Source organism: Acidisoma sp. L85 (assembly GCF_009765865.1).
Lineage (GTDB): Bacteria > Pseudomonadota > Alphaproteobacteria > Acetobacterales > Acetobacteraceae > Acidisoma.
On the sequence record NZ_LMUQ01000022.1, the window covers coordinates 15422 to 39849 of the forward strand.

Annotated in this window: 16 protein-coding genes; 8 read left to right on the forward strand and 8 right to left on the reverse strand. The window is 59.7% G+C overall.

What is annotated here, in order from left to right; translation table 11 throughout:
* Window positions 1-7: 7 nt before the first annotated feature.
* Window positions 8-1036 (reverse strand): ketopantoate reductase family protein, encoded by a 1029-nt coding sequence (locus tag GSQ83_RS03960; RefSeq protein WP_158801592.1) that lies wholly within the window; start codon window positions 1034-1036, stop codon window positions 8-10.
* A gap of 672 nt (window positions 1037-1708) precedes the next feature.
* On the opposite strand from GSQ83_RS03960, the gene GSQ83_RS03965 reads away from it, so the two are divergent.
* The 7 genes from GSQ83_RS03965 to GSQ83_RS03995 all read left to right on the forward strand — a co-directional run bounded on the left by GSQ83_RS03965 (window position 1709) and on the right by GSQ83_RS03995 (window position 8550).
* Complete coding sequence (locus GSQ83_RS03965) at window positions 1709-3190, forward strand: amino acid permease (protein WP_158801593.1); 1482 nt, start codon at window positions 1709-1711, stop codon at window positions 3188-3190.
* A gap of 209 nt (window positions 3191-3399) precedes the next feature.
* Window positions 3400-4107: a c-type cytochrome gene (locus tag GSQ83_RS03970; protein ID WP_158801594.1), complete on the forward strand. Its 708-nt coding sequence runs from the start codon at window positions 3400-3402 to the stop codon at window positions 4105-4107.
* Window positions 4108-4274: 167 nt separating this feature from the next.
* Window positions 4275-5390, forward strand: coding sequence for a cytochrome c (locus GSQ83_RS03975; RefSeq protein ID WP_216849916.1), 1116 nt, complete (start codon window positions 4275-4277; stop codon window positions 5388-5390).
* 8 nt (window positions 5391-5398) lie between these two features.
* On the forward strand, window positions 5399-5581 hold the full coding sequence (locus GSQ83_RS03980; protein WP_158801595.1) for a hypothetical protein: 183 nt from the start codon (window positions 5399-5401) through the stop codon (window positions 5579-5581).
* Window positions 5578-6147: a hypothetical protein gene (locus tag GSQ83_RS03985; RefSeq protein ID WP_216849917.1), complete on the forward strand. Its 570-nt coding sequence runs from the start codon at window positions 5578-5580 to the stop codon at window positions 6145-6147. Before GSQ83_RS03980 ends, GSQ83_RS03985 begins: the two co-directional genes overlap by 4 nt.
* The gene (locus GSQ83_RS03990) at window positions 6134-7759 is read left to right on the forward strand and encodes a cbb3-type cytochrome c oxidase subunit I (protein ID WP_158801597.1); all 1626 of its coding nucleotides are present in this window, start codon (window positions 6134-6136) and stop codon (window positions 7757-7759) included. Before GSQ83_RS03985 ends, GSQ83_RS03990 begins: the two co-directional genes overlap by 14 nt.
* The gene (locus GSQ83_RS03995; RefSeq protein ID WP_158801598.1) at window positions 7756-8550 is read left to right on the forward strand and encodes a cytochrome c; all 795 of its coding nucleotides are present in this window, start codon (window positions 7756-7758) and stop codon (window positions 8548-8550) included. The genes GSQ83_RS03990 and GSQ83_RS03995 overlap by 4 nt, the downstream gene beginning before the upstream one ends.
* 120 nt (window positions 8551-8670) lie before the next feature.
* On the opposite strand, the gene GSQ83_RS31085 is transcribed toward GSQ83_RS03995, so the two are convergent.
* The 3 genes from GSQ83_RS31085 to GSQ83_RS04010 all read right to left on the reverse strand — a co-directional run bounded on the left by GSQ83_RS31085 (window position 8671) and on the right by GSQ83_RS04010 (window position 10465).
* Window positions 8671-9294, reverse strand: a complete 624-nt coding sequence (locus GSQ83_RS31085; RefSeq protein ID WP_158801599.1) for an RES family NAD+ phosphorylase — start codon at window positions 9292-9294, stop codon at window positions 8671-8673.
* Entirely contained in the window at window positions 9291-9824 is a 534-nt protein-coding gene (locus GSQ83_RS04005; protein ID WP_158801600.1) for a hypothetical protein, read from the reverse strand. The genes GSQ83_RS31085 and GSQ83_RS04005 overlap by 4 nt, the downstream gene beginning before the upstream one ends.
* Window positions 9825-10228: 404 nt before the next feature.
* The gene (locus GSQ83_RS04010) at window positions 10229-10465 is read right to left on the reverse strand and encodes a hypothetical protein (protein WP_158801601.1); all 237 of its coding nucleotides are present in this window, start codon (window positions 10463-10465) and stop codon (window positions 10229-10231) included.
* Window positions 10466-10790: 325 nt separating this feature from the next.
* Between GSQ83_RS04010 and GSQ83_RS04015 the strand changes: the two genes are divergently transcribed.
* The gene (locus tag GSQ83_RS04015) at window positions 10791-12473 is read left to right on the forward strand and encodes a hypothetical protein (protein WP_158801602.1); all 1683 of its coding nucleotides are present in this window, start codon (window positions 10791-10793) and stop codon (window positions 12471-12473) included.
* A gap of 180 nt (window positions 12474-12653) precedes the next feature.
* Here the strand turns inward: GSQ83_RS04015 and GSQ83_RS04020 are convergent, their stop codons facing one another.
* The 4 genes from GSQ83_RS04020 to GSQ83_RS04035 all read right to left on the reverse strand — a co-directional run bounded on the left by GSQ83_RS04020 (window position 12654) and on the right by GSQ83_RS04035 (window position 23315).
* Window positions 12654-16433 (reverse strand): Hint domain-containing protein, encoded by a 3780-nt coding sequence (locus GSQ83_RS04020; RefSeq protein WP_158801603.1) that lies wholly within the window; start codon window positions 16431-16433, stop codon window positions 12654-12656.
* Window positions 16434-17196: 763 nt separating this feature from the next.
* Window positions 17197-20334 carry an efflux RND transporter permease subunit gene (locus GSQ83_RS04025; RefSeq protein ID WP_158801604.1) on the reverse strand — a complete coding sequence of 1046 codons (3138 nt, stop codon included), beginning with the start codon at window positions 20332-20334 and terminating at the stop codon, window positions 17197-17199.
* Between the two features lie 37 nt (window positions 20335-20371).
* Window positions 20372-21544, reverse strand: coding sequence for an efflux RND transporter periplasmic adaptor subunit (locus GSQ83_RS04030; RefSeq protein ID WP_158801605.1), 1173 nt, complete (start codon window positions 21542-21544; stop codon window positions 20372-20374).
* A 745-nt stretch (window positions 21545-22289) separates the two neighbouring features.
* Complete coding sequence (locus tag GSQ83_RS04035; protein WP_216849918.1) at window positions 22290-23315, reverse strand: hypothetical protein; 1026 nt, start codon at window positions 23313-23315, stop codon at window positions 22290-22292.
* Window positions 23316-24428 lie beyond the last annotated feature (1113 nt).

The following is a 24428-nucleotide window of genomic DNA, read 5'->3' on the forward strand; positions in this document are numbered from 1 at the left end:
GATGCAATCACTTCATGGCCTCCTCCAACGTCACGAGATTGGCCTCGCTCAGCGGGCGCCGGCCCTCCTCGATGTCATGGATCAGGGCAATCAGGGCTTCGGTGACCGGCGTGGCAAGGCCGAGTTGGGCTGCCTCTCTTATCAGCGGGCCGAGCTGGGCATCAACTTCCGTGCGCCGCTTGCGCACTGCCAGGTCTCGCCAGATTCCACTATGGGTTTTGGCCGAACGCCTGTTGAAGGTGGCCATCTCGTCAAACGATGCGGTAGCCGCGGCATCGGGTGCCCCTGGCCTAAAAGCCGAGGGATCGAACCCGTTGAAGCGCTCCGAACGAATGCCTAGAGCATCGGTGGTCGCCACAACTTCTCGTGCGAGCGCGGTGAAGACCGGCCGATACGCATCATGATCCAGCGCATCTGCTATCGAGGCGTTTGTCAACGCCGTGCCGAAGAGCAAGGCTCCATACCCCATCTTTCCCCAAAGGTAGCCCCAGATGTTATCGGTTACGATGGCCCCAGGCTCGAATGCCGATACCAAGTCCCGCAGCGCTTTGATGCGATCTGACTTTTGACCGTCGATTTCACCCAAAACAAAGGCCCCGCGTCCACCGTAAAGGATTCGGCCTGGGGCCAAATAGTCAGCACCAAAATTGATAAATGCTCCGATCGTGCGAGAGGCGCCGACTGTTTCAGCGATTTCCCGCTCATTCAGGCCGTTCTGAAGAGAAACAACATAGCCTGAGGTCGAGAGATGCGGCTCCAGGGCCATTGCGGCTTCTTTGGTGTGGTGAGCCTTTACGCAGAGGAAAATGCGGTCGAAATGGCCCATGACTCTGTCCGGGGTCGCTGCCTGAACCGCGACAGTAAATTCCTCAAGCGGCCCTTCTATGCTCAGCCCTTCTGTCTGCATCGCTTGGACGTGGTCTTCGGCGTTATCGACGAACAAAACGTCAAGGCCCGCCCGCACAAGGAAGGCACCCACTGTCCCGCCAATCGCTCCGGCACCCCAAACAACTATACGAGATCCATGGTCCTCCATCGTAAGCTCCTTACCTTCGGCTCAATCAGCACCTCAAGACGGTAGCACTTTAAGCGGCGTAGCAAACCGTCAGAAAGCAAATGGGGGCGCCAAGACCCGAAATAAACTTGCAAAGTTCGTGAATTTCTCTTTTCTTCTTGCCTCCAAAAAAACCACGCTCGCCACGCGCTGCGACTTTTGTTCCCTAATCGTTATATGATTTCACGCGATGTAGGACAAAGCCCGTTTTAGCCTTTGTTTCCACCCGGGCAAATAAGCATTCTGCGGCGCAGGCTGACGTATCGGGACAAACTGCTGGCGAGATAAATGACACGGACGTGACTAGCCGTTGCCAAGAAGCCGTCACAGCTTTTCTCGTTTGGTTAAACCCAGTGATCGAAACGAAAAGTCCCTTGGATTGTAGGGAGAGATTGATTGGGTCGCCCACTGCACTGCACATAAGGGAATCAGCTCATGTATCGCCGCGAGCGTAATCCGGTACCCTTGCGCTCGTTTGCTCGCCATCTTGTTGCAACTCGCAGAGACTCGCCCATGGCCGCCGATGCAAGATGACGCGTAGCCGACCCTTTCATCATCTTCTCAAAAAACTTGTAGACTAATCGGCAGGATCGCGTAGCGTCGTGACCTTAGCGGATCGGCCTAAGGAAAGCGCAATCTAGCATAGGGAACACAATGGCTATTTCTCCAACGCAGAGTGCGATCGGGTCTGCCGAACATAGAGCGATTCTGGAATCGCAGGATGCAGGCTATGAGAAGGGCCTCGGCAATCGTCAGATCCAGATGATCGCCATCGGGGGCGCCATCGGCACTGGGCTGCTGATGGGCGCCGGAAAGCGAATGGGCCTTGCGGGGCCATCTCTTGCTCTCGTCTATGCGGTCTGCGGCATCTTCGCCTTTTTCATTCTGCGTGCGCTCGGTGAACTCGCCATGTATCGGCGTAGTTCCGGCAGTTTCGTCTCTTATGCGCGTGAGTTCCTTGGTGAGAAGGCTTCCTATGTTGCGGGCTGGCTCTACTTCCTGAACTGGGCAATGGCCGGCATCGTCGATATCACAGCCATCGCTCTCTACTTCAAGTTCTGGCCTATATTCGTAGATGTTCCCCAGTGGCTGTTGGCGTTGTTTGCCCTTGGTGTGATCTCGGTCATGAATCTCACCAGCGTCAAGTATTTTGGCGAAATGGAGTTCTGGTTCTCTCTCATCAAGGTCGTGACGATTTCAGCGTTCCTGGTCGTCGGCGTGGTCATCTTGCTACTTGGACTGCACGTCATGGGGCACCATCCCGGGCTGCATGTGATCGTACAAAACGGCGGCTTCTTTCCAAAGGGACTCGGGGGCACGCTTGCCATCGTGCAGGGCGTCGTCTTCGCTTACGCCGGAATAGAACTCATAGGAACCGCGGCGGGAGAGGCTAAGGATGCCGAGAAGATTATGCCTCGTGCCATCAACAGCGTTATTGCCCGGATCGCGTTGTTCTATGTGGGCTCCGTGGTCCTGCTCTCGCTGTTGCTGCCCTACACGGCCTATCACGCAGGCACCAGCCCATTTGTGACAGTCTTCGCCTCCCTTCACGTCGCCTATATCGCGGGCATCATCAACTTCGTGGTGCTGACGGCGGCACTGTCCAGCCTTAATTCCGGGCTCTATTCAACGGGACGCGTGTTGCGTTCGTTGGCTATGGGCGGCTCTGCGCCGCGCGCACTCAGCGTTATGAGCAAATCGGGTGTGCCCTATGGTGGCCTGCTCCTCACCATCTCGCTCTATCTGATCGGCGTGTTCCTCAACTTCGTGATTCCTTCGGAAGTCTTCGAGATGGCCATCAGCATTTCCGCCATCGGGATTGTCAGTACCTGGGGTTTCATCATCGTCTGCCAGATGAAACTCCGGCAGGCGATTCATCGTGGGGAGATTGCCCCGGTCAAATTCAAGATGCCCTTCGCCGCGGTCACCTCTTGGTTGACGCTGGCTTTTCTGGCGATCGTCTTCTACTTGATGATCTTCGCATCCGGGCAGTTCTATATCTTCATGATCGGCCTGCCGTTGCTTGCCGTCTTGCTGGTCGGCGGCTGGTATCTGACCCGGCGGAGCAAGGTTCATTCGGATATGCCGACGGTTATTCCCTCCATCCGCCTGACCGACGATTTTCTAAATCGATGACCTGAGGGGAGCACTATCGAGCAGACTGGAGCCGCAAAGCGAAGCCAATTTGCCACTCGAAATGATTAAGGAAAGCAGGCATAGTTTCGCGAGACGTCACTCGTTTGTCCGCAAGTCCGGTTCGCGGCTGACTGGCTAGCCATCCCTTGACGAAGTCGAGGGGAACCGGAGGTCGGGAGGTAGCCGATGTGAATAGGAGTCTCGGCCAGATGAGCCCCATGCGAAGATTGGCCGCGATTCTTGCGGGGGTCGTTTTCTCGTCCCATGCTGCGGCTGCCCAGACCGGTGATCATCCTCCCGATACGATGGCTGCCCGCGTCCTCGGCTGCACATCCTGCCATGGTGCGCAAGGACGTGGCACAGACAATGATTATTTCCCGCGTCTTGCCGGCAAGCCGTCAGGTTACCTTTACAATCAGTTGGTAGCGTTCCGCGACGGGCGGCGCCGGTATCCGCCGATGAACTACCTTCTAGAGTTTCAGCCGGACTCGTTTCTCCGGTTGATCGCCGATTATTTCGCTGAGCAAAATCCCCCATTCCCGCCCCGGGCGACACCAGTCGTCAGCCCGGAACTCCTCGCCCTCGGCCGCGGCTTGACGGTAAACGGAGACGTCGCCAGGGGCATCCCCGCCTGCGCGTCTTGTCACAATCCTCGGCTGACCGGCATGCAGCCTGCGGTTCCCGGCTTGCTCGGCTTGCCTTCGGACTACATCAGCGCGCAGCTCGGTGCCTGGCGCTACGGCACGCGGACCTCCGCCGAGCCGGACTGCATGCAGATGGTCGCCAGTCATCTGACCGAGACAGATGTGACAGCCTTGTCGGCTTGGCTTTCCTCGCTTCCTGTTCCCGTCAATGCGACGCAGGTTCCGCAGGGCAGTCTCGCGATGCCTTTGCCCTGCGGAAGCCAACCGAATTGAGGAGGAAGGTTTTGCACAGGCGTTTGATACCGCGCTCCTGGAGACTCCCTCTGGTTTCGGGGCTTGCTCTGGCCATGTTGGTCTGCGGGCTGAAGCCGGTCTTGGCTCAGACTAATCAACCTAACATTGTGGCTGCGGGAGAGTATCTTGCGCGCGCGGGTGATTGCATGGCCTGCCACACAGCGCCAGGGGGAAAACTCCTCGCCGGCGGTCATGCCATGCCTACACCCTTCGGCACCCTGTACTCCACGAATATTACGCCCGACCCCGATACAGGCATCGGCCGCTGGTCGGCAGACGACTTCTACCGGACGATGCATGAAGGACGATCCCGGGACGGCGGCCTGCTTTACCCGGCCATGCCGTTCGGCTCCTATACCAAGGTTACGCGGGCAGATTCCGACGCGATCTTCGCCTATCTCAAGTCAGTGCCACCGGTGTCTTTGCCCAACAAAGAAAACGACCTGCAGTTCCCCTATAATAATCGCGCGCTCATCCTGGGATGGCGAACGCTGTTCTTCAATGAGGGCACCTACCGGCCGGATGATTCAAAGCCTGCGCAGTGGAACCGCGGCGCCTATCTCGTGGGTGGCTTGGGGCATTGTGCAATGTGCCATAGCGCCATCAACGCACTTGGCGGCAATTCGCAATCGCGCGCCTTCGAAGGCGGCTTGATCCCGATGCAGAATTGGTACGCGCCGTCATTGACGTCCAACAAGGAAGCGGGGCTTGGCAACTGGAGCCTGGCCGAGATTTCCGACTATCTGCGGGATGGCATATCTCATCGCGGCGCCGTCTACGGTCCTATGGCGGAGGTCGTCTATGACAGCCTGCAGTATATGACGGACAAGGATACGCTTGCGATGGCCGTGTATCTGAAGAGCCTCGGCGAGGGCAGCCCTCCTCCCCCTGCCAGCTCGAAAGTATCCTCGGCGGAAAGCAGCCTTCTGATGATTTTGGGCGCGTCCGTGTATGACAAGCAGTGCGCTGTCTGCCACGGGCCGGAAGGGCGTGGAATGCCGCCCCAATACCCCCCGCTCGCCAGCAACCAGTCGATCCAAATGGCGTCAGCGGTCAATCCGATTCGCATGGTGTTGAATGGCGGATTTCCGCCAGGCACCTTCGGGAACCTCAAGCCTTACGGCATGCCGCCTTTTGCTCAGGTCCTCTCGGATGACGAGGTCGCGGCGGTGGTTACCTATATCCGGACGTCCTGGGGCAATCTTGGAGCGCCAGTCTCCGCGCGTAACGCCAACGCCCTGCGTTCCGTTCCACTGAATTGAGGACGCCCATGATCAACTCCGAACCCAAAGAGCTGGGCCTCCCCGATTCAACGGACGAAGCGGTCGACGGCATTCTGCGTTCTGGAATGCCCGGCGCGGTCGTTCTCGCCGGCCTCGCAACAGCTGTCGTCGTGGGCATATGGCTCGCCTTCTACTTTCTCGTCTTTCTCGCAAGAAGCGCGGGACCGTGACGTTGCCCCCTGCTGGCAAGAACTCCGCCGAGCATGTCGCGGCTGGCGCTGAACGCCGGTGGGCGACAGTTTCGCTTGTCATCCTCCTCCTGCTGGTGGTCATGGCGGCCATCGCCGGGGCACATCAGGCGATCATGCCGCAAGCAAAGGTGGAAACGGTTGATCCGCGAAGCCTGCATATAAGCGGCGAATTCACCGAGGGTAATCTTGGAAGCGCGTTGCAACCGGATGGTTCGGTGATGGTGAGGGCCATAGGCCAGCAGTATTCATTCACGCCTCAGTGCATCCTGGTTCCGAAGGACACACCCGTCACCATCCGGGCAACCAGCGCGGACGTCGTCCATGGCTTTCTAATTGAAAACAGCAACGTCAACCTCATGCTGGTCCCCGGTTACATCTCCACGGCCTCCACGCGTTTCTCAAGGACGGCCAACCTTACCATGCCCTGCCACGAGTTCTGCGGTGTGGGCCATGAAGGAATGTGGGGCAGGATTCAGGTGATCGACAAGGCAGCCTTCTTGAAACTGGCGGCGAACCAGCGGAGATTGAGCTGTGTTGCACAATAAGCGGCTCATCCTCGCACATTTCTGGCTGGCCTTCGGCGGTTTCGGCTTCGCTCTGCTCCTCGGCGAGTGGCAGATGTATATCCGCAGTCCGCTGCATGCATGGATTGGTGACCCGGAACTTTACTATCGCTCGGTGACGGCGCACGGCACCACCATGGCCTATGTCTTCCCGACACTTGTCGCCATGGCTTTCGGCTATGCGGTCGCGGAAGCCTCTCTGGGAAGACCGCTTATTGGCCGGCGGTGGGCTTGGGTAGGTCTCGCGCTAGTCGCTATCGGGACGGTGACAGCGATTGTTCCCGTCTCTCTCGGCGTCGACTCTGTGCTTTACACCTTCTATCCACCCATGGTCGGCAATCCGCTTTATTATATCGGCCTCGTCCTCGTTGTGGTCGGCTCGTGGGTTTGGGTCGTCCTGATGTCGGTTAATCTCTACATGTGGAAACGGGCGAACAAGGGCGTTCCAGTGCCTTTGGCAATGTTTGCCACTGTCGCTGGCTCCCTTCTATGGGGCTGGACAGCGGTCGGGGCTGCCCTCGAATTGCTGTTCCAGATCATACCGTCGGCACTGGGCCTGACGAACACCATCGACGCTGGCCTTTCCCGCGTGCTGTTTTCCTGGACACTTCATGCCATCGTCTACTTCTGGCTGATGCCTGCCTATATCGCCTACTACACCATCATCCCGCGAGCGATCGGCGGTCGCCTGTTCAGTGACCCTATGGCTCGCCTGTCCTTCGCAATGTTCCTAGTCGTGGCGATGCCCATCGGGGTTCACCATCTCTTTGCCGATCCGGAAGTCGGCGCCGGCTTCAAGTTCCTGCATTCAGTCTTCACAGCACTCGTTGCCCTGCCGACCTTGCTCACCGTGTTCACAATCTGTGCATCGGTCGAAATCGCGGCGCGTCTGCGCGGGGGCCGTGGCGTGTTCGGATGGATGAAGGTTCTCCCCTGGCAAAATCCGATGATGCTGGCGCTGGCGTTTTCCTTCGTCATGCTCGGCTTCGGAGGCGCTGGCGGCCTCATCAACATGAGTTATCAGCTCAACGCCAGCATTCACAACACGCAGTGGGTGACGGGGCATTTCCACCTGATTTTCGGTGGCGCAATAGTCATCATGTATTTTGCGATTGCCTATGACATCTGGCCGCACCTGACGGGACGCGCCCTCAACAGCTACCGTCTCATGCGGATTCAACTGTGGATTTGGTTCGTTGGCATGATGGTGCTGACGATCCCCTGGCATTTCGTGGGCATTCTCGGAATGCCGCGGCGCATGGCTTTCTATGACTACACAAACCCTGCCTTGGCCTCTCAGGCGGATTCGGTGATCATGTCGGTTCTCGGAGGCGCCATCCTCGTGGTGTCCGGCGCGATATTTCTGACCGTGCTCGTCCGGGGCCATCGGGCGTTGCGCGTGGAACCTGGTGAATACCGGTTCAGCGTTGCGGTTCATCAGCCACGAACGATGCCTGCCGCGCTCAACGGCCTGGGTCTCTGGTTCGGACTGATGCTGGCGCTGACCATCGTCAATTATGGGTTCCCGATCGCTCACCTCATGTCACTCCCGAGCACGTCGGTCCCCGTCATTCACATCGATGCCGCGAGATGAGCGAACCTCGTCTCCTGTCATTCCGCAACCCGTGGCTGACGGGATCGATCGCCCTGACGGTTCTGATTGCCGTTTCATCAGCGGCGATCGGCTTCATTTGGCTGCCGTCTCTCCAACCGGACGCGCGCAATCCGAGCCTCTGGTACGCGATTTGTACGGCGGCCGGCTTGGTTCGCGCGATCCCGGACGAGGGCATTCCGGTGGCAGCGGCGTACAAGACCACGGACGTGATCGTGACACCACGCATGCTGCATGGGGCAAGTGGTATGTCGATCGGCTTGGGAGCCACCTTGGCGTTGCGCTGCACAATGTGCCACGGCGCCCGGGGCCTCAGCGAGGCCGACTCACCTAATCTTGCCGGACAATACGCCCAGGTCATCTACAAGGAACTTCAAGACTATAAGTCCGGGGCACGAACAAATGCGGTCATGAGCCCCCGGGTGACAAATCTGTCGGATCAGGATATCCGGGATCTCGCAGCCTACTACGCTTATCTTCCCCGCCTGCCGCCCTACCATCCTCCGACCTCCGGGCCGCCCCCAAAGATCGTCGCCAGTGGCGCACCGATGCGCAACATCGCTCCCTGCGCGGCGTGCCACGGCACATTGGCCTACAAGGTCGGGAGTGCCTGGTTGGAAGGGCAGTCTCCCGTCTATCTCCAGCGCCAGCTCGCGGCATTTGCCGAGGGCAAGCGCCATAACGACATCAGCGAGCAGATGCGCAACGTCGCGCGCAACATGACCCCCTCGGAGATGGAGGAGGCTGCGCAATGGTACTCCAGCCAACCCTGATTGGCCGCATCAGCTTGTAGCAGTTACCAAGGCCGCCATGCAGTTCGCCCAGGAACAGGGTAGGGGTGTCACAGCATTTTAGGATGAAGGCACCGTGTCGTGCCCCGTGTCGATGGGGCTCTATCCGACGAGGCTAATTTTGAAGGTATCAAGTGCGTCTGCCAATTCATCTTGAAAGGTGACGAGTGAACCTCGGTCTGTGAGCTTTAACACCCCGATGCCACGGTCTTCGTAAACGCAGAGGCAAGGGTCCTGGATGAACCTTGACGGATAGAGGATGCCATCAACTCCGTCGGGGTGAGCGTGGAACGCACTGGACCACAGTCGACCGAGTTGCTGGTGGCGAGCTCTCACCGCGTCAGAGGGCATGCGCATCCCGACCGGCCCCGTGCTGGTCAGGTCCACGACCGTCAGAGGGCGTGTTAATTCCACCCGTGCGCATGTCCATGTCGTTAGTGCGCTTCGTGACAGCGGCCAATCCCCAGCTTGGCCATTGGCTTGGTCACGCAGCAGCGTTTCGACGAAACAACATCGGAAGGACGAGCCGAGATAAAGCGGATTGAAGCGCGCCGCTCCACCCTGATCGAGTTCTGCATCAGCGAAACGACTCTTCGACCCGGGACCCCACCCGAGCGCATCGGGATGACGTGCCAAGACAAATCGCAGCCAAGGCTTGTCAGGTAAGATTTCCGTTGTGACGAGTTGAAGATCAGCTGGAGGCCGGTCACGCTTTGCGATCCTCATGCGGCCGGAGCAAAGCCCTGGCTACGAGCAAGCCTCACCGCCTCGGCTTCCCGAACTGGATCTCGCGCTAGATCAAGCCCCGTCACTCCATCAAGCTCCGGATGCCGCTGCAGCAGAAAGCGATATACCGCCCAAGCGTCACCCAGCTCCTGGATGAGTACGGGCATGATCTTCAGCATGTGACCGTCACTATCCACCTGCCAAGCTGGATAGCGAACCCCCCTTCGAGCTCCCTCCAATCCCAGTAGACGACCATCATGTCTCATTGTGTTGACAGTTTCTCGGGTGATCCCTAGCCGCCGCGCCATGCGGTCGGAATTTAGCATCTCGGGATCGTCGAATAGCGTGCCGATAAGAACATCACCGCGAGCCGCCGCACGACCCATTGCAGCGGCAAGTCGCTGCTCCGGCGTCGTCGGCGGAGCCTCGCGGACCGAGACCACTTTTCCGCGTACCACAGTAAGATTAAGCGTCACATCACGATCGTCGGCGATCAATTTGTTGAGCTGCGACAACACTTGCTTGGCCACGGACAGCTCCATCCCTCGCGGCACTGAGAGCCGCGCGGACGAGGCCTTAAGTCCAACGCGGCGAGTTGACCCAATGCTTTTGATGACCGACATGCCCAAGGGTAGCCCAATATGGCACCATCCGTCAAGTTCGTCAGATTGATGGACGTGGTAGGGGTGAGTAATTCAGCTCCTCTGCAAGCTCCCGGAAGGCGAGCTACAGGGACAGGACGACAATCGGAAGCCCACTACCGAGGAACTCGGCTAGCTAGGAGATGGTTAGGTGATCAGCCTCAAGCAGTTGCTTGATTACCCGGAAGTGCGCCGATCGGTCGAGGGCTACCTCAGACGACGCTATGCGTTCGAATCACCGAGATATCAATGACATAGTCAAAAAACTCCAGGAGCTCGTCACCGATTCGCAGCTATAATCCTGTCTTGGTTAGGGGGCCGGAGCGGCGATTGAGCACGGTTTCGATGGATTGCATCTCCTCGGAATGAGATGCGCGCGATCTCTCCAGCCTGACCAAGTCATATTCAGCGTCGGTCAGGTCAAGGATAAGGTGGAGATTTTTGATCGGCACCCATTTTCCGTTGCGCACGATCGCGCTCTCAGTATCTCGGCCGTCGAGGAATGAGTTAGTGTTGACCGCTTTCTTCAATGACTCATATGTCGACATGCATCGGCAAGTAGCACGTCCCGTTCACCGAAACCATCTGCTACCAGTTATGCTCGTGGCGACGAGCCGATCATTAACTCGTTTCACAAGTATCCAATTTGACGAATATTATCTGTGACAACGAGCGGCGGGTGGGAGGATCGACCGCCACCGTGTCTTCAATGATTTCCCGGCGCAGGTATGCCTCTTGCTCGAGAGGCGATGACACTGCGGCCGGCCCCCGTTGAAACAGACCTAGCCGCTCTTCAGGAGGGTATGCGGGTGACCCACAAACTCATATCGTTCAGCCGGAAGGGGGATTTGCTAAATGTACCGCTTCAACCTGGGCTCCTACCAGCGCTCTATCTCCACCGCCTCTGCGGAAACGCAACGTTGGTTCAATATTGGACTGAACTGGTGCTACGGCTTCAATCACGAAGAAGGCATCCGGTGCTTCGAGCGAGCGTTGGAGACCGATGCCACATGCCCGATGGTTCATTGGGGAATCGCCTATGCGGCCGGCCCATTCTATAACCTGACGTGGAAGGAACACGGAGCGGTCGAGGCAAGCGTCGCGACGAAGCGCTGCTTCGAGCATGTGCAGATCGCGAAAACGCAGGCTGGTCGGGCCACCGAAGCCGAGCAGCAGTTGATCGAAGCACTTTCGTTCCGGTTTCAGAAACCTCATCCGGTGTCTCTGGCCGAGCTTGCGCAGTGGGATGATGCCTATGCAGCCGAGATGCGCCGTGTCCATCACAGATGTCCGGACGATCGCGATGTAACGGCGCTGTTTGTCGAAGCGCTGATGATGCGCACTGTGCGCAGGCTGTGGGACCTGAAGACCGGCAAACCGGCGGCGAACTCGGATGCACTTGAAGCGCTGGCAGTCTGCGAACGCGCGATCGTCAGAGCCGACGAAGTGGGCGTGCCGCACCATCCCGCAATCCTTCATTTACATATACATCTTCTCGAGATGTCGGCGATGCCTGAGCGCGCCATGCGCTCCGCCGATCTGCTCGGTGGCATGTGCCCCGACGCTGGCCATATGAACCATATGCCCGGGCATATATATGCGCTGTGCGGCGACTACGAGAAGGCGAAACTTGCGAGCGAAAGAGCGATTCAGGCAAACAACCTCTATCTCGCCTATGCCGATGCGCCGACTTATTATCTGCTCGGTTGTGGGCATGATCTGCATCTGATGATGTACGCGTGCATGTTCCTCGGGCAGGCGCGGCCGGCGCTGAAGGCCGCCGAGGAGGTGCGCAAACTCGTGACGCGCGAGGTCATCAATCTGCCCGACCGGCCAAAATTCACCCACACCGTGGAAGGCTACCGCGCCATGAAATCGCATGTGCAGGTGCGCTTCGGCCTCTGGCGCGACATCATCGATGAGCCGATGGTCGGCGACCCTCACCTTCACGTGATGACCACCGCGCTGCAACACTACGCAAAAGGCGTGGCGCATGCGACGCTCCAGAACATTGCCGGAGCCGAAATCGAGCGCGAGTTGTTCCATCGCCACGTCGAAACCATCGCTCCCGAGCGCCGGTTTCTGAGCAATCCAGCACGGGCTTCACTGGAAGTTGGCGCTGCGCTGCTTGACGGCGAGCTTGCCTACCATCAGGGCGCGCATCAAACGGCATATGGGCATCTGCGCCGTGCCGTCGAGCTCGACGACAATCTGTCCTACACTGAGCCATGGGCCTGGATGCACCCGCCGCGCCACGCGCTAGCGGCACTGCTGCTCGATCAAGGCCACTTTGAGGAAGCAGAACAGGTCTGTCGCGACGACCTCGGCCTATCTGGAAAAGTGCAACGCTGCGCGCAGCACCCCGACAACGTGTGGGCATTGCACGGGCTGGTCGAATGCTTGCGGCATCGGGGCGAGCGCGAGGAACGACCCGAACTGGAATACAAGCTCGACGCGGCGCTTGCGCTGGCGGACGCGCCGATTACATCGCCCTGCCTCTGTCGCGTACGCCCTACGCCAGGGATTTGCTGTCACTAAACTCATGGTACAGCCAGGGGTGTCTTAACCTGAGGGGACTCACAGCGAAGGCGTCGTGATCTGCGAGGATTGGGTGGAGGCGCATCCGCGGTAACCAATGAGAAAAGGCGCCCGATCGGCTCGGCGCGCCTTCGTTCGCCGTGTCGGAGAAGGGAGGAGCCTTGCCGCTCCCCCCATGCTTCAGGCCGCGACGGCCCAATCCTGCTCGGCCGCGATGACGGTGACCGTCACCGTCACCACACGCTCGACCTCGCTTGGCCCGAAGTCGAGGAGCGCCTGGCCATCCGTCCAGCGCCAACAGGTATCGCCCCGCCGCTCGACGGCGTAGAAACCCAGCGCCAGGCGATGATCCTCGAGATCTAGCGCCACCCCGTCGAGCGCCACCCCCGCAAGCACCGCCCCCAATCGGCGCTGGTCGCCGGGTGCTCTGGCGGCCACCGACGCCAAGCGGACGAGGCCGCCACCCACCGCCAGCACGACGGAGTGCTTGCCCTCGGTTTCGAGCCACAAAGTCCACGCGGCGGCCGCACTATGACCGAGGGTGATCGCGCGGCCTTCCAGCCGCGCCCGGATGGCGGCGAGATCGGGGCCGCCTTCCACCAAGGGCGCGCAAGCCTGCGTCTGCCACGCCTCGGAAGCGAGATCGGGCTCAAGGTCGGCATGGAGATCGACCGCGCCCGGAGCATTGGCGAACATTCCCCGATTGCCCGTATCGAGCCAGCTTTCCGCCGCCGCCCCCTCCGCCAGCAGCAGGTCGTGATGCGGCAGTTCGACATGGTAGTAGGTGATCGCCGCCATGCTGGTGTCGCGGGTAATCGTGCTGCCATTGACCAGCGGCCGCGCCGGAACGAGCTTGCCGTCCAGGCCCATGGCATGCTCCGGGCTGACGAGAAGATCGCGCGACGGCACACCTTCTCCGAGCGACCCCGCGCCGAAGCGGATCGGCGCCACATCCGGCCGCGCCGCGAGGTTGAAGCGGCGATGGCCGATCCACTTCACCCCCGCAACGTCGCCCGCGGCTGTCAACACTGAGGCATCCTCACGCAGCGTCTCGACCGCGACGTCACCGCGCGTCGTCGCGATCCGCGTGCCTTCGGCGAAGCAGATCACCAGGATGCCACCATTGCCGTCAGTCGTGAGTTCGAGCGGACCCGGAGTACTACCGGCCGTAAAGTCCACCGTCGTCAAGCCGAGCATGCCAGACACGGTGAGTGTCTCGGCGCCTGAATTGAAGGTGAAGCTGGTGCTTGTCACGGCTGAGCCAATCCCGGTGATGTCGATGGTCTTCCCACCCACCGCCGGATCGGTAAAGCCCGAGATGGCAGCAGCGGGCGCTAGGTTCCCATCGATGGTCAACTGCTCGGGACCGCTGCCGCTGAAGACGATGGCACCGTTGTTCAAACGGGATGCCAGATCGGCCGACCCGCCAGACAAGATCACCAGTGTGCCGCCCTCAAGGTCACCACCGACGATGGCGCCACCGCTCGCCACCTCCTCGGTCCCACCGCTTTCGATCATGCCGTCAGTGTCAGTGCCGCTGACGATCGCCGTGCCGCTGTCGATATTGTTCTGCGTGGTGCCGCCGAACTGCACGATCTCGGTGCCGCCCGCGACAACCGTCACATTCATGCCGGTGCCACCCTTCTGCACTGTCTCCGTTCCACCAGAGTCGACAAAACCGCCGCTATCCGTGCCGCCACTCATAACGGTCGCGGCGCCGCCAACGGTATTCTTCGTGGTACCGCCGGATTCCACGATTTCCGTGCCGCCCGAAGCGATGACCATGCTGGTGACGGTGACGCCATCCGATACGACCAGCGTCCCGCCCGACCATACGAAACCACCGTTCACCGTGCTGCCGGCAACGAGGTCGAAGCTGCCGCCCGATGAAAGTGCCGCGCTGATCAGATCGCCGCCGGACTGCACCATCTCGGTGCCGCCCGAGACGACCGTCACATTCATGCCAGTGCCGCCCTTCTGCACCTTCTCCGTTCCGCCGGACACGACGAGACCACCGCTATCAGTGCCGCCACTCATGACGGTCGCGATGCCGCCGACGGTATCCTTCGCGATGCCGCCAGACTCCACGATCTCCGTGCCACTCGAAGCGATGAGCATGCTGGTGACGCTGACGCCATCCGATACGACCAGCGTGCCGCCCGACCACACGAAACCACCGTTCACCGTGGCGCCGGCAACGAGGTCGAAACTGCCGCCCGACGAAAGCGCCGCGCTGACCAGATCGCCGCCGGACTGCACGGCCAGGGTGCCGCCGGCTTCGGCCGTGGCAAATATGGCGATGCCGCCGTTCTGCACAGTCTCCGTTCCGCCAGAGTCGACAAAGCTGCCGCTATCCGTGCCGCCATTCTCAACGATGTCGATGCCGCTGACGTTCGTCTCCGCTGTACCGCCGGACTCCACGATCTGCATGCCGCCAAGCGCGACAGTATCGCCGCTGACCCAGGCGCCGTTCGACACGATCAGCGTCGCACCCGAGTTCACAACGCCCTGGCTCAAAAGGCTACCGGATTCGAGGTTGAGGGTGCCGCCCGACCAGATCTGGGTCTGGAGCAACAGGGCGCCCGACGCCGCGTTCTCGTCTCCGCCAGAACTGATATTGTCGTTGATCGTCGTGCCGCCGCTCTCGACGTTCACGGTGCCATAGACGTTACTCTCCGCGGTCCCGCCGGAGTCCACGCCCAGCGAGGCACCCCCCTCGATGTTGATCCCGATCACGGCCACGCCATTCGAAACGGCCAGCAGCTCGCCCGTGTTCAGCACGCCTTGGCTCAACAGGCTACCGGACTCGAGGACGAGGCCACCCGATGGAAGCTGAGTATCACCTTGGAGCACTATGCCGCCGGCCTCCACGAATGCGGTGCCGCCATCGGAGATCGTCACATTCATGAGGGTGCCCCCGCTCTGCACCGTCTCCGTTCCGTCGGACGCGACAACGCCGGCGCTATCCGTGCCACCACTCTCAAGGATGGCAGTGCCGCTGACGGTGTTGAGAACCGCGCTGCCGCCGGCTTCCACGATTTCCAAACCGCCGGGCTCGATGGTCAGGGCGGCCGCCGTCACGCCACTCGATACGATCAGCGTCGCGCCGGATGCGATGATGCCATTGCTCAGCACGCTACCGGAAGCAAGGTCGAGGCTGCCGCCCGATGACACCGTGAAAAAGACGAATGAGCCGCCGCCCTGCACGGTCTCCGTGCCGCCAGATTCAAGCGTGGTACCGCTTGCAAGGCCCCCGTTGAGCAGCTCGTTTCCACCGCTATAGACGATGACGCCGGAGTCTTCGCCGCCGGCTTCGACAATGATCGTGCCGTAATTCTGTATCGCGGAGGCGACCGCGCCCGCATCGACAATCAACGTCGCGCCCGCCAGGACCGTTCCGCCAGAAACCGGCGTTCCGTCAGGCAGCAGGTTGTCTGGACCTATCGTCACAACTGCCCCAGACTGGAGCGCGGGTGAGAGCGGAGCCGAGGCCGAGTCGCCATTAAAAGGCGTGGTGTCCTCATTGTAACCGCTAACAGGCGCCGCGTCGTTCTGCGGCCCGTATGTGACGGAAGTTCTGGCGTCGTTTGCCGCGTTGCTTATTTGTATATACTCGCCTCCGGTTAAAAAGCCGCCTCCGATGACCCCGTTGAGGGCTACGAGGTAGTAATTCGGACTCGTCTCAAATACTACACCTGTCAGGGTTACCTCTTCGCCCGACAAGCCCGTATAGGTGATCGTAATTGTCGAGCCACCGACAACAGTGCCTTGGATAAAGACGGTGTTCGATGCAGGGGCCTCGGGAAATACGGACCATTGCGATGAGGCTGGCGTTGATACAACGTCGACTTCCCCAGTTTCGTCTTCTATCGCTGCGGTGTCAACGAAAGGCGTTGTGACCGTGGTGATCTGTGAAGTGGATATGGCAAACGGCGCGGTGGGGTAAGTATAGCCAGACATTTTGTAATTCCTTGTGCGATATTAGAGATTGAGTTGAAAGTAGCGTGCCCCAGGATTGGGAAGACATCTGATCTGCAGACCGCCTACGCGGATTCCAAGATCAAGCGATCTATGCGGCGCCAACTGGACACCAAGTTACTCAATGGTTTAGTTCACCATAAAGGTCGGCCACCAATTCCATGTTCATTTAAACTCTGTACGTCTGGATCTGATTCGCACCGAAAACCGGATCGAAATAGTAAAGACCGAACGGTTGGCGCTGTAAAAAAAGCTGCTGGCTAATTTGATTCGGTGCTAAGTCGATACAATAAGCGTCGGCATTCACCTGTGTGCGGAAATGGCGAAATGGTTTGAGGGGTTATTGCCATTCTACCGACCAGAGAGCGAGTTCCAGCGGGCGGCGGCACGCTCGGCTTGGGACAGTGCTCTCGGTCGGCTCCGGCGCTGTGCCGAGCTTGTCCCAGAGCCCGAGGTCCGCGTCTGCTGCAGGACGCTATCTTCCAGCGCGCGTGAGGGCGTTAGCTCTCGGAACCTGAAAGACAGCCCGCAGAGGCCACGGCGATGATGCAACTCCACGCGCTTAGGTGGGGAGCCAGACAATTATCGAGGGAGTTGGCTGCGCGCAAAAACAATGCCGCGTTACTTTGCTGGCGGCGTTGTCCTGTTCCATAAGCCCGAGCGGGGATCGGCATTTGACGGGCAGGCGATTGCGACGTCGCCAGGGCAGCAACTGCAGATCGACCCCGGGGCAAGTGTTCCCCACCTACTCTGCCGCGGCCGGCTGCCCCGACATTTTGTTGGCAAGACGCGGCATGCGCTTCTTCCGCGCCGGTGTCAGCACCTGCTGTAGCCGGTCGAGATAAAGATAGATCACTGGTGTCGTATAGAGCGTCAGCACCTGGCTGAGCAGAAGCCCGCCGACCATGGCGACGCCGAGCGGCTTGCGCAGTTCGGAACCGGCGCCGCTCTCCAGCATCAGCGGAAGCCCACTGAAGAGCGCTGCCATGGTCGTCATCAGAATAGGCCGGAAGCGCAGGAGGCAGGCCTGGCGAATGGCGTCGTGGGATGATAGGCCGTCGCGCCTCTCGGCCGTGATGGCGAAATCAACCATCATGATTCCGTTCTTCTTGACGATCCCGATGAGGAGGATGATGCCGATCAGCGCGATGACGGTGAGCTGGTAGTGGGAGATCATCAGCATCAGCAGAGCACCGACACCGGCGGATGGGAGTGTCGAGAGAATAGTCAGAGGGAGGATGTAGCTCTCGTATAATATGCCGAGGATGATATAGACGGCGATCAGCGCCGCAGCCACCAGGATCGGCTCGGAGCCGAGCGAGGCCTGGAACGCCTGGGCGGTCCCCTGGAAGCTTCCCTGCACGGTGGCCGGAACCCCCATCGAGGCTTCCATGCTCTGCACCTGCGTGACCGCCGCTCCCAGCGAGGCGTTCCCCTTCAGATTGAAGGAGACGGTAACTGCGGGGAACTGGCTCTGGTGATTGATCGCCAGAGGTTGCACCGGAACCGATGTCTCATGTACGAGCGTTGATAGAGGAACGGCGCCCCCGGAGGATGACTTCACGTAAAGCTTTTCGAGCGTAGCCAGTTTGCCGTATTCATCGGGTGTCGCTTCGAGAACCACGTAGTAAGCTTTGTTCCCGGTAAAGTACTGCGCGACCTCCCGCTGCCCGAAGGCGTCGTACAGGATGTTGTCGATGGTGGCCGGCAGAATGCCGAAACGCGATGCTTGGTCGCGACTGTAGGTCAAGGTCTCGGTCGTTCCCGAATTCTCCTGATCCGACGTCACGTCGGCCAAAATCGGAAGCCGTCGCATCCGTGCCAGAATTTTGGGCGCCCAGCTATTCAGTTCCCCCTGGTTCGTATCTTCCAGCGTGTACTGGTAAAGTGTCCGCCCTAAACGCGCCCCCACGCTGACATCCTGAGCCGGCTGCATGAAAAGCCGAATACCGGCGAGGCTACCCATCTTCTGATCGAGACGCTCGATCACCTTCGTGGCGTCCTCCCCGGGACGCTGATTCCATGGCTTGAGCGTGATATACATCCGCCCGTTATTCGCCGTCTGGCCACCTGCTCCTGCGCCAACGGACGAAACGACTGAGGCTACGGCGGGATCGTGCAGCACCAGCTGATCGACCTGCTGTTGGCGAGCTGCCATCTGTGTGTAGGAGGCGTCCTGCGCCACCTCCGTGATGCCGATGATGATGCCGGTGTCCTGTGTCGGGAAGAACCCCTTCGGGATAAAGACATATAGCGCGCACGTCAGACTGACCGTCGCCAGAAAGACTATGAGCGTCATCAGTCGGAACCGCAGCGCGACGTCGAGCGTCTTCGCGTAGAATCCGACCATGCCATCGAACACCCGCTCGACCGCGTTGTAGAAGCGCCCATGCTGATGCGCTTCGGCAGTGAGGAACCGCGCGGCCATCATCGGCGTCAGCGTCAAAGAGATCATCGCCGAGATAACGATTGTCATCGTCACGCAAATCGCAAACTCGCGGAACAGCCGGCCGACAATGCCGCCCATGAGCAGCAGCGGGATAAAGACGGCGATCAGAGAAACGCTAATCGAGACGATGGTGAAACCGATCTCGCCCGCACCCTGCAGCGCGGCATCGACAGGTTTCATCCCTCCTTCGATATGGCGGAAGATATTCTCCAGCATGACGATGGCGTCATCGACGACGAAGCCTACGGCGATCGTCAAACCCATCAGCGACAGGTTGTCGAGGCTGAACCCGCACAGATACATCGCACCCAGAGTGCCGGCCAGCGCCACCGGAATGGTCACGCTCGGAATGATTGTGGCCCAGACATTACGGAGGAACAGGAAGATCACCATCACGACGAGGCAGATTGCCAGCAAGAGCGTGAACTCGACATCCCGCACGGAGGCCCGGATGGTCAGCGTGCGGTCGGACACCACGTTGAGATGGATATCCGCTGGAAAATCCCGCTCCAGCGCGGACAACTGCGCCTTAATACCATTGGCAGTGGAAATGACGTTTGCATTCGGCTGCTTGAAGACCAGAAGAAGGACGGACTGCTTGCCGTTCGTCCAGGCTCCGAGCTCACGGTTCTGCGGTCCGGCGATCGCTCGTCCAATGTCTCTGATTCGGATAGGAGCGCCGCTACGATAGCCGATGATGACATTGTTATAGGGAGCGGCTCGCGTGAGTTGATCGTTTGCATAGATGGTGAAGGAACGGTCCGGGCCGTCGACACTTCCCTTCGGATCATCGACGGTCGCGCTCGTTAAAACGCTGCGAACATCTTCCAGGGTGAGGCCCATCTCGGCGAGTCGTGCGGGATCGACCTGGACCCGGATGGCGGGGGTCTGCTGACCACCCACCAGGACCTGGCCGACCCCGGGAAGCTGAGAGATCTGCTGTTCGACGACGTTCTCGGCGTAACTATCGACATCAGTGATCGGGGCCTGATCGGATTGCATCGCCAGGATCATGATGGGACTATCGGCCGGGTTGATTGCCCGGAAGGTCGGAGGGCTTGGCATGGCCGCCGGCAATGAACCCTCGGCCGCGTTGATCGCCTCCAGAACAAGAGTCTCAGCGTTCCCGAGATTGGTCGTTAGGCCAAACTGTAGCGTGATCTGCGTCGTGCCCAGCACGCTTGCCGAAGTCATCTGAGACAGACCCGGCAGCATTTGCCCGAATTCGGTCTCGAGCGGTGTCGCGACGGTCGATGCCATCGTCTCTGGACTCGCACCAGGATACTGCGCCGTGACCGTAAGCGTCGGAAATTCGACGTTCGGGAGCGGTGCTACCGGAAGCAGTGGATAGGCGGCGAGTCCAACGAGAAATACCGCCGCCGCGACGAGGGATGTGGCGATAGGCCGCTTGATGAAAGGCGCGGAGATGCTCATCGGCTATTGGCGTCCTACAGACGGAAGGTAGTACAACCTAGGAGGGATCTGCCACAGCGGGCTGGCCAGCCGAGAGCCGAGCCTGTTTCGGGGTGTTGGTAACTTTGACATGCATTCCGGGTGCCAGTCGTGACTGGCCTGCGAGCACAACGACTCCGTGGTCGGAAAGCCCTTTCGTGACGACCGACAGACCGCTGTCCACGTAGCCTACATCGATAGCAGTTTGTGCCACTGTCTGGTCGGGCTTCACCAGATAGACGAAGAGTCCATCCGGCCCATGCTGCACGCTCAGCGACGGTATCGTAACCGCCTTGTGTAGGGTATCGATCTGCACGCGCGTGTTCACAAATTGTCCAGGCCATAAGTGCCCGTCGGTGTTCGAGAACTCCGCCTTGAGCGAGATGGTTCCCGTACTCGTATCAATCACGTTGTTGGGCGTGAGTAGCGTGCCGCGGGCAAGAAGCGCCTTGCCTTGGCTATCATAGGCTTCGATCGCCACTGGCCCTTTTGCGCGGGCATTCTGAACCTGAAGCAGCTCATCCTCAGGCAAGGTCAAAACAGCGGCGATCGGTTGGTCCTGCGTGATTGACACAATGCCCGTGGAACTATCCGCCTGAACCAAATTCCCGACATCAAGCTGGTACAAGCTGACGCGACCGGCGAAGGGTGCGCGAATAACGCAATAGCCGAGATCGATCTGCGCTTTCTCGATATTGGCTTCATCGGCGGCAATGCTCGCGACTTCCTTGCTCACCGTCGCTTGTTGATCGTCCACCTGCTCAACCGGCGCATAGCTACGCGCGGCGAGGGCCTGGAAGCGGCGAAGGTCAAGCTGAGCGCTCTGGAGCTCTGCCTCGTCCTCGCTGCGCTGCGCGACAGCCGCGTCCAGCGACGCTTTGAAGGAGGCGGGATCAATCCGGGCGACGACATCCCCCTTGTTGACCTCCTGCCCCTCGCGTGCGGGAAGGTCGATCAGTAAGCCTGTGACCTGAGCCTTGATTTCAACCGAGTTGAAGGCCTGAACGGTCCCTAGACCGTCGAGGAAGATCGGCACATCCTTAATCCGCACAGGTGCACTCGTGATGGGCACAGGCGAAGGCACCAATTGCGTCGTTGCGTGGCCGCCTCCGTGGGCCTGCACCTCCTTCCATGCGACGACTAAGGCGATGCCAGCGAGCGGCGCCGCCATCAACAAGCGAGATTTCTTCACTTCAGATATCCACTACTCTGGTCCTGATGGGCAGATCATCAATTCTATATGGATGTGAACCATGCCGTGCCGCGCCATCGTTGCAATATTTCACAATGCGCTCTCCGATAGGTGCTGCGCCGGAAACCGAGCGAGTTTGGCCTTTGCAAGCTGCTACAACGGCACCGTAACTGAGCATTTTGTGGCGTGCGACAAATTGCAACACGCGACGTTGGAAAACCAGATGGCGCTGCTACAGCTTCCGCATCATGCAGACGCAGGGCAGGCAGCTATCCCTTAAAGGCCATCATATGCCTTTCGTGTGCGACGACGCGGAAATGATCGTGACCTTCACCGCCTCGTGCGCCTTGGAAATGACCACCCTTGCACCATGCGGGCTGTGGCGGACCACTCTCTCGAGAATCGTCGCCCGGATTTGTCTTCTAACGGCCCAATATGCGGCTGTGTTTGCGGCCACGGCGATTATCACCGCAACGCTGACGATCGGCTACTCTCGCGCTGCGGATCTAGGTGGCGTCGCGTCGAAGACGCCGCCAGCTGCCGGCCCAAGGAGAACAACCCGGACGGCACGGCTTCTGCGAGTGGTCTCTAAGCTTGCGCGGGCTGCTGGCCCCGAAGCCTGCGAACACCTGTGTCGCTGCAGGCATTCACATCAATGGTCACCCGATCCTCCTAAATGAAGCGCAAGCTTTGCAACCTCAGATTTCTTGGTCTGGACCGGGTGGGCAGCCTGCGGAAGGTTTAGCTAGATCAGCGCGGTATTGGGTTCCTTGCCGGACAAGATCCGACCGAACAGCTCCATGGTTGTGCTGGTGCATATGCCGCCATGGAGGCTCGCAACGCGCACATCGCGCCACAATCGGTTCATCGGATTGGCTGCCGTTGCAAAAGAACCGCCCGACGCTGCCGCCAACTTATCGACTGCTTCCCAGATGAGTTGACTCGCGTATCCCGCATCGCGCCAAATACGCACGCGCTGCTCGCGAGTCATTGCCGTGCTGCGGTCCGTGCTCGCTTCAAGTTCGTCGACCGACCGCCTGAGGATGAGTTCGGCCGCGTCAATCTTGGCGGATACTTCCCCGAGTTGCAGGTGGGTCACCGCCGCTTCGTCCTGCTTCTCGTACCAGGTGTAGGGGATGCCTCGGTTTGGTGCCTTTGCCAAAAAGAGTTCAAGGGCGGCTTTCGCCATACCCAAGGCGGGAAACACGAGGTTGGTTGCGAGAAAGGGAAGCAGCGGCATGCGGTACAATCTTCTTGGGAGATGGACGGAGGCGTAGTCTTCCCTGAGCACTTTGCTGAGCAGCGCAACCCGTTCGTTTGGGACAAACACATCCTTTGCGGTGACGCTGGTGCTTCCGCTGCCCCGTAAACCGATCGTATCCCAGTCATTTAGAAAAGTGATGTGCGACATGGGAACCAATGCGGATCCGCGGCCAACGAATTTCCCGGCCTCATCATTGATGGGAATACCAAGATTGTCCCACTGCGCGTGATGTGCCCCGCTGTTGAAACTCCATAGACCCTCCTCGATCACGATGCCCCCTTCAATAGACCTAGTCTTCACTTTGAGCGGGGCAAGCACGCTTGCCGTGAGTGGCATTCCGGTAACGGAGTATCTTGCATCCGTCACCTGCTTCGAGTAAAACGCCGTCGCTGTCCAGGTACCCGCCGAAAGCAAGGCGAGTGTCCAAGCGGCGGAACCACTCCCCCGCCCGACCTGAACCACCGCATCCATGTAGCTGCGCAGCGAAGTTTGGAGGCCGCCATACATTGTCGGAACCAGCATGTCGAAAAGACGAGCTTGCTGAAAGTCGGCAATTGTCGCGTCGGGTAGTCTAATCAGCCTATCCGTTTCCGCGCTCCGCGAACGCAACGTGGGAACCAGAGCGGCAGCGGCAGCGACAATATCTACAGAGACAACAGCTGGACCCAGAGTTGCAGCTACACTCATTGCGAGCGCTCCTGGTTAGAGTTAGGGGTGCTAAATATGGCGCCTCGTGCGATTGTAAGGCGCATCGACCATTAGCTTCTCCAGCGCAGGCTGGGACGGGTGGATCGGGGCACTGGCAAGCGATCATGAATCGTAGCGTTCGAAGCGTCGCACTCCCGTGAACCGGCATGATGCCAGTCAGCGGAGCGCACCGTATCGAGGCGCAGTTACGCATCAATGTCGATTGGCACCCATCGTGTTACGGATGTAGTCTGACCGCGTCGGCGCGTCGTTGGAGCAGGCGGGTGGTCCGGCCCTTCGTGGAAAATGTCCCAATTTTACTCCTCGGGGTCGCTCGGCACTACCGTGAATTGCACGAAATCGCGGAAAGCCTCTCCACTCGCCGGCGTCTCTTCAGCTTGCTTTGCTGAGCCCTATGACTCATCAGACGTTTTGAGGAATCGGCAAGAGTCGGCGTCGGGCAATTCCCTCGGTCATTTTCCCCGCGTCTCTTAGCCCATATTGCAACGCGGCGACGAAAAGCCACTGTCAACGGCCGGAGAGCGCTCTCCTCGCGCAACGCATGATGAGAATCCTTCTTCGAGTGCTGAAATTCGAGGTCATTGAATCGGCGAAGTCCGGCCTTCGGAAGCCGCGTGCACCCGCCAAGCTCAAAGCACTCTCATGTTCGCCCCTTCAAGCTGCAGGCACGGAAAATCTGTCGCTCGTTCCTGAGCCCTTCAGCACGGCCTCCGCTGGGCAAGGCAGGCGACACGATCATGAAACGACGGTTGATCATGCTCTGATACGCGGGTTGGTTACCGCCGGACCGGTGATGCGTCGCGGAGCTTCCTCTGTCTAGGATCCAGCGTCGGATGAGCTCCGGCTGGTAGTGCTTGCGAGGGTTCTCCTGGCCGTGACCGTGCCGCCTGCCTTGCTCAGCTTTGGATGCTT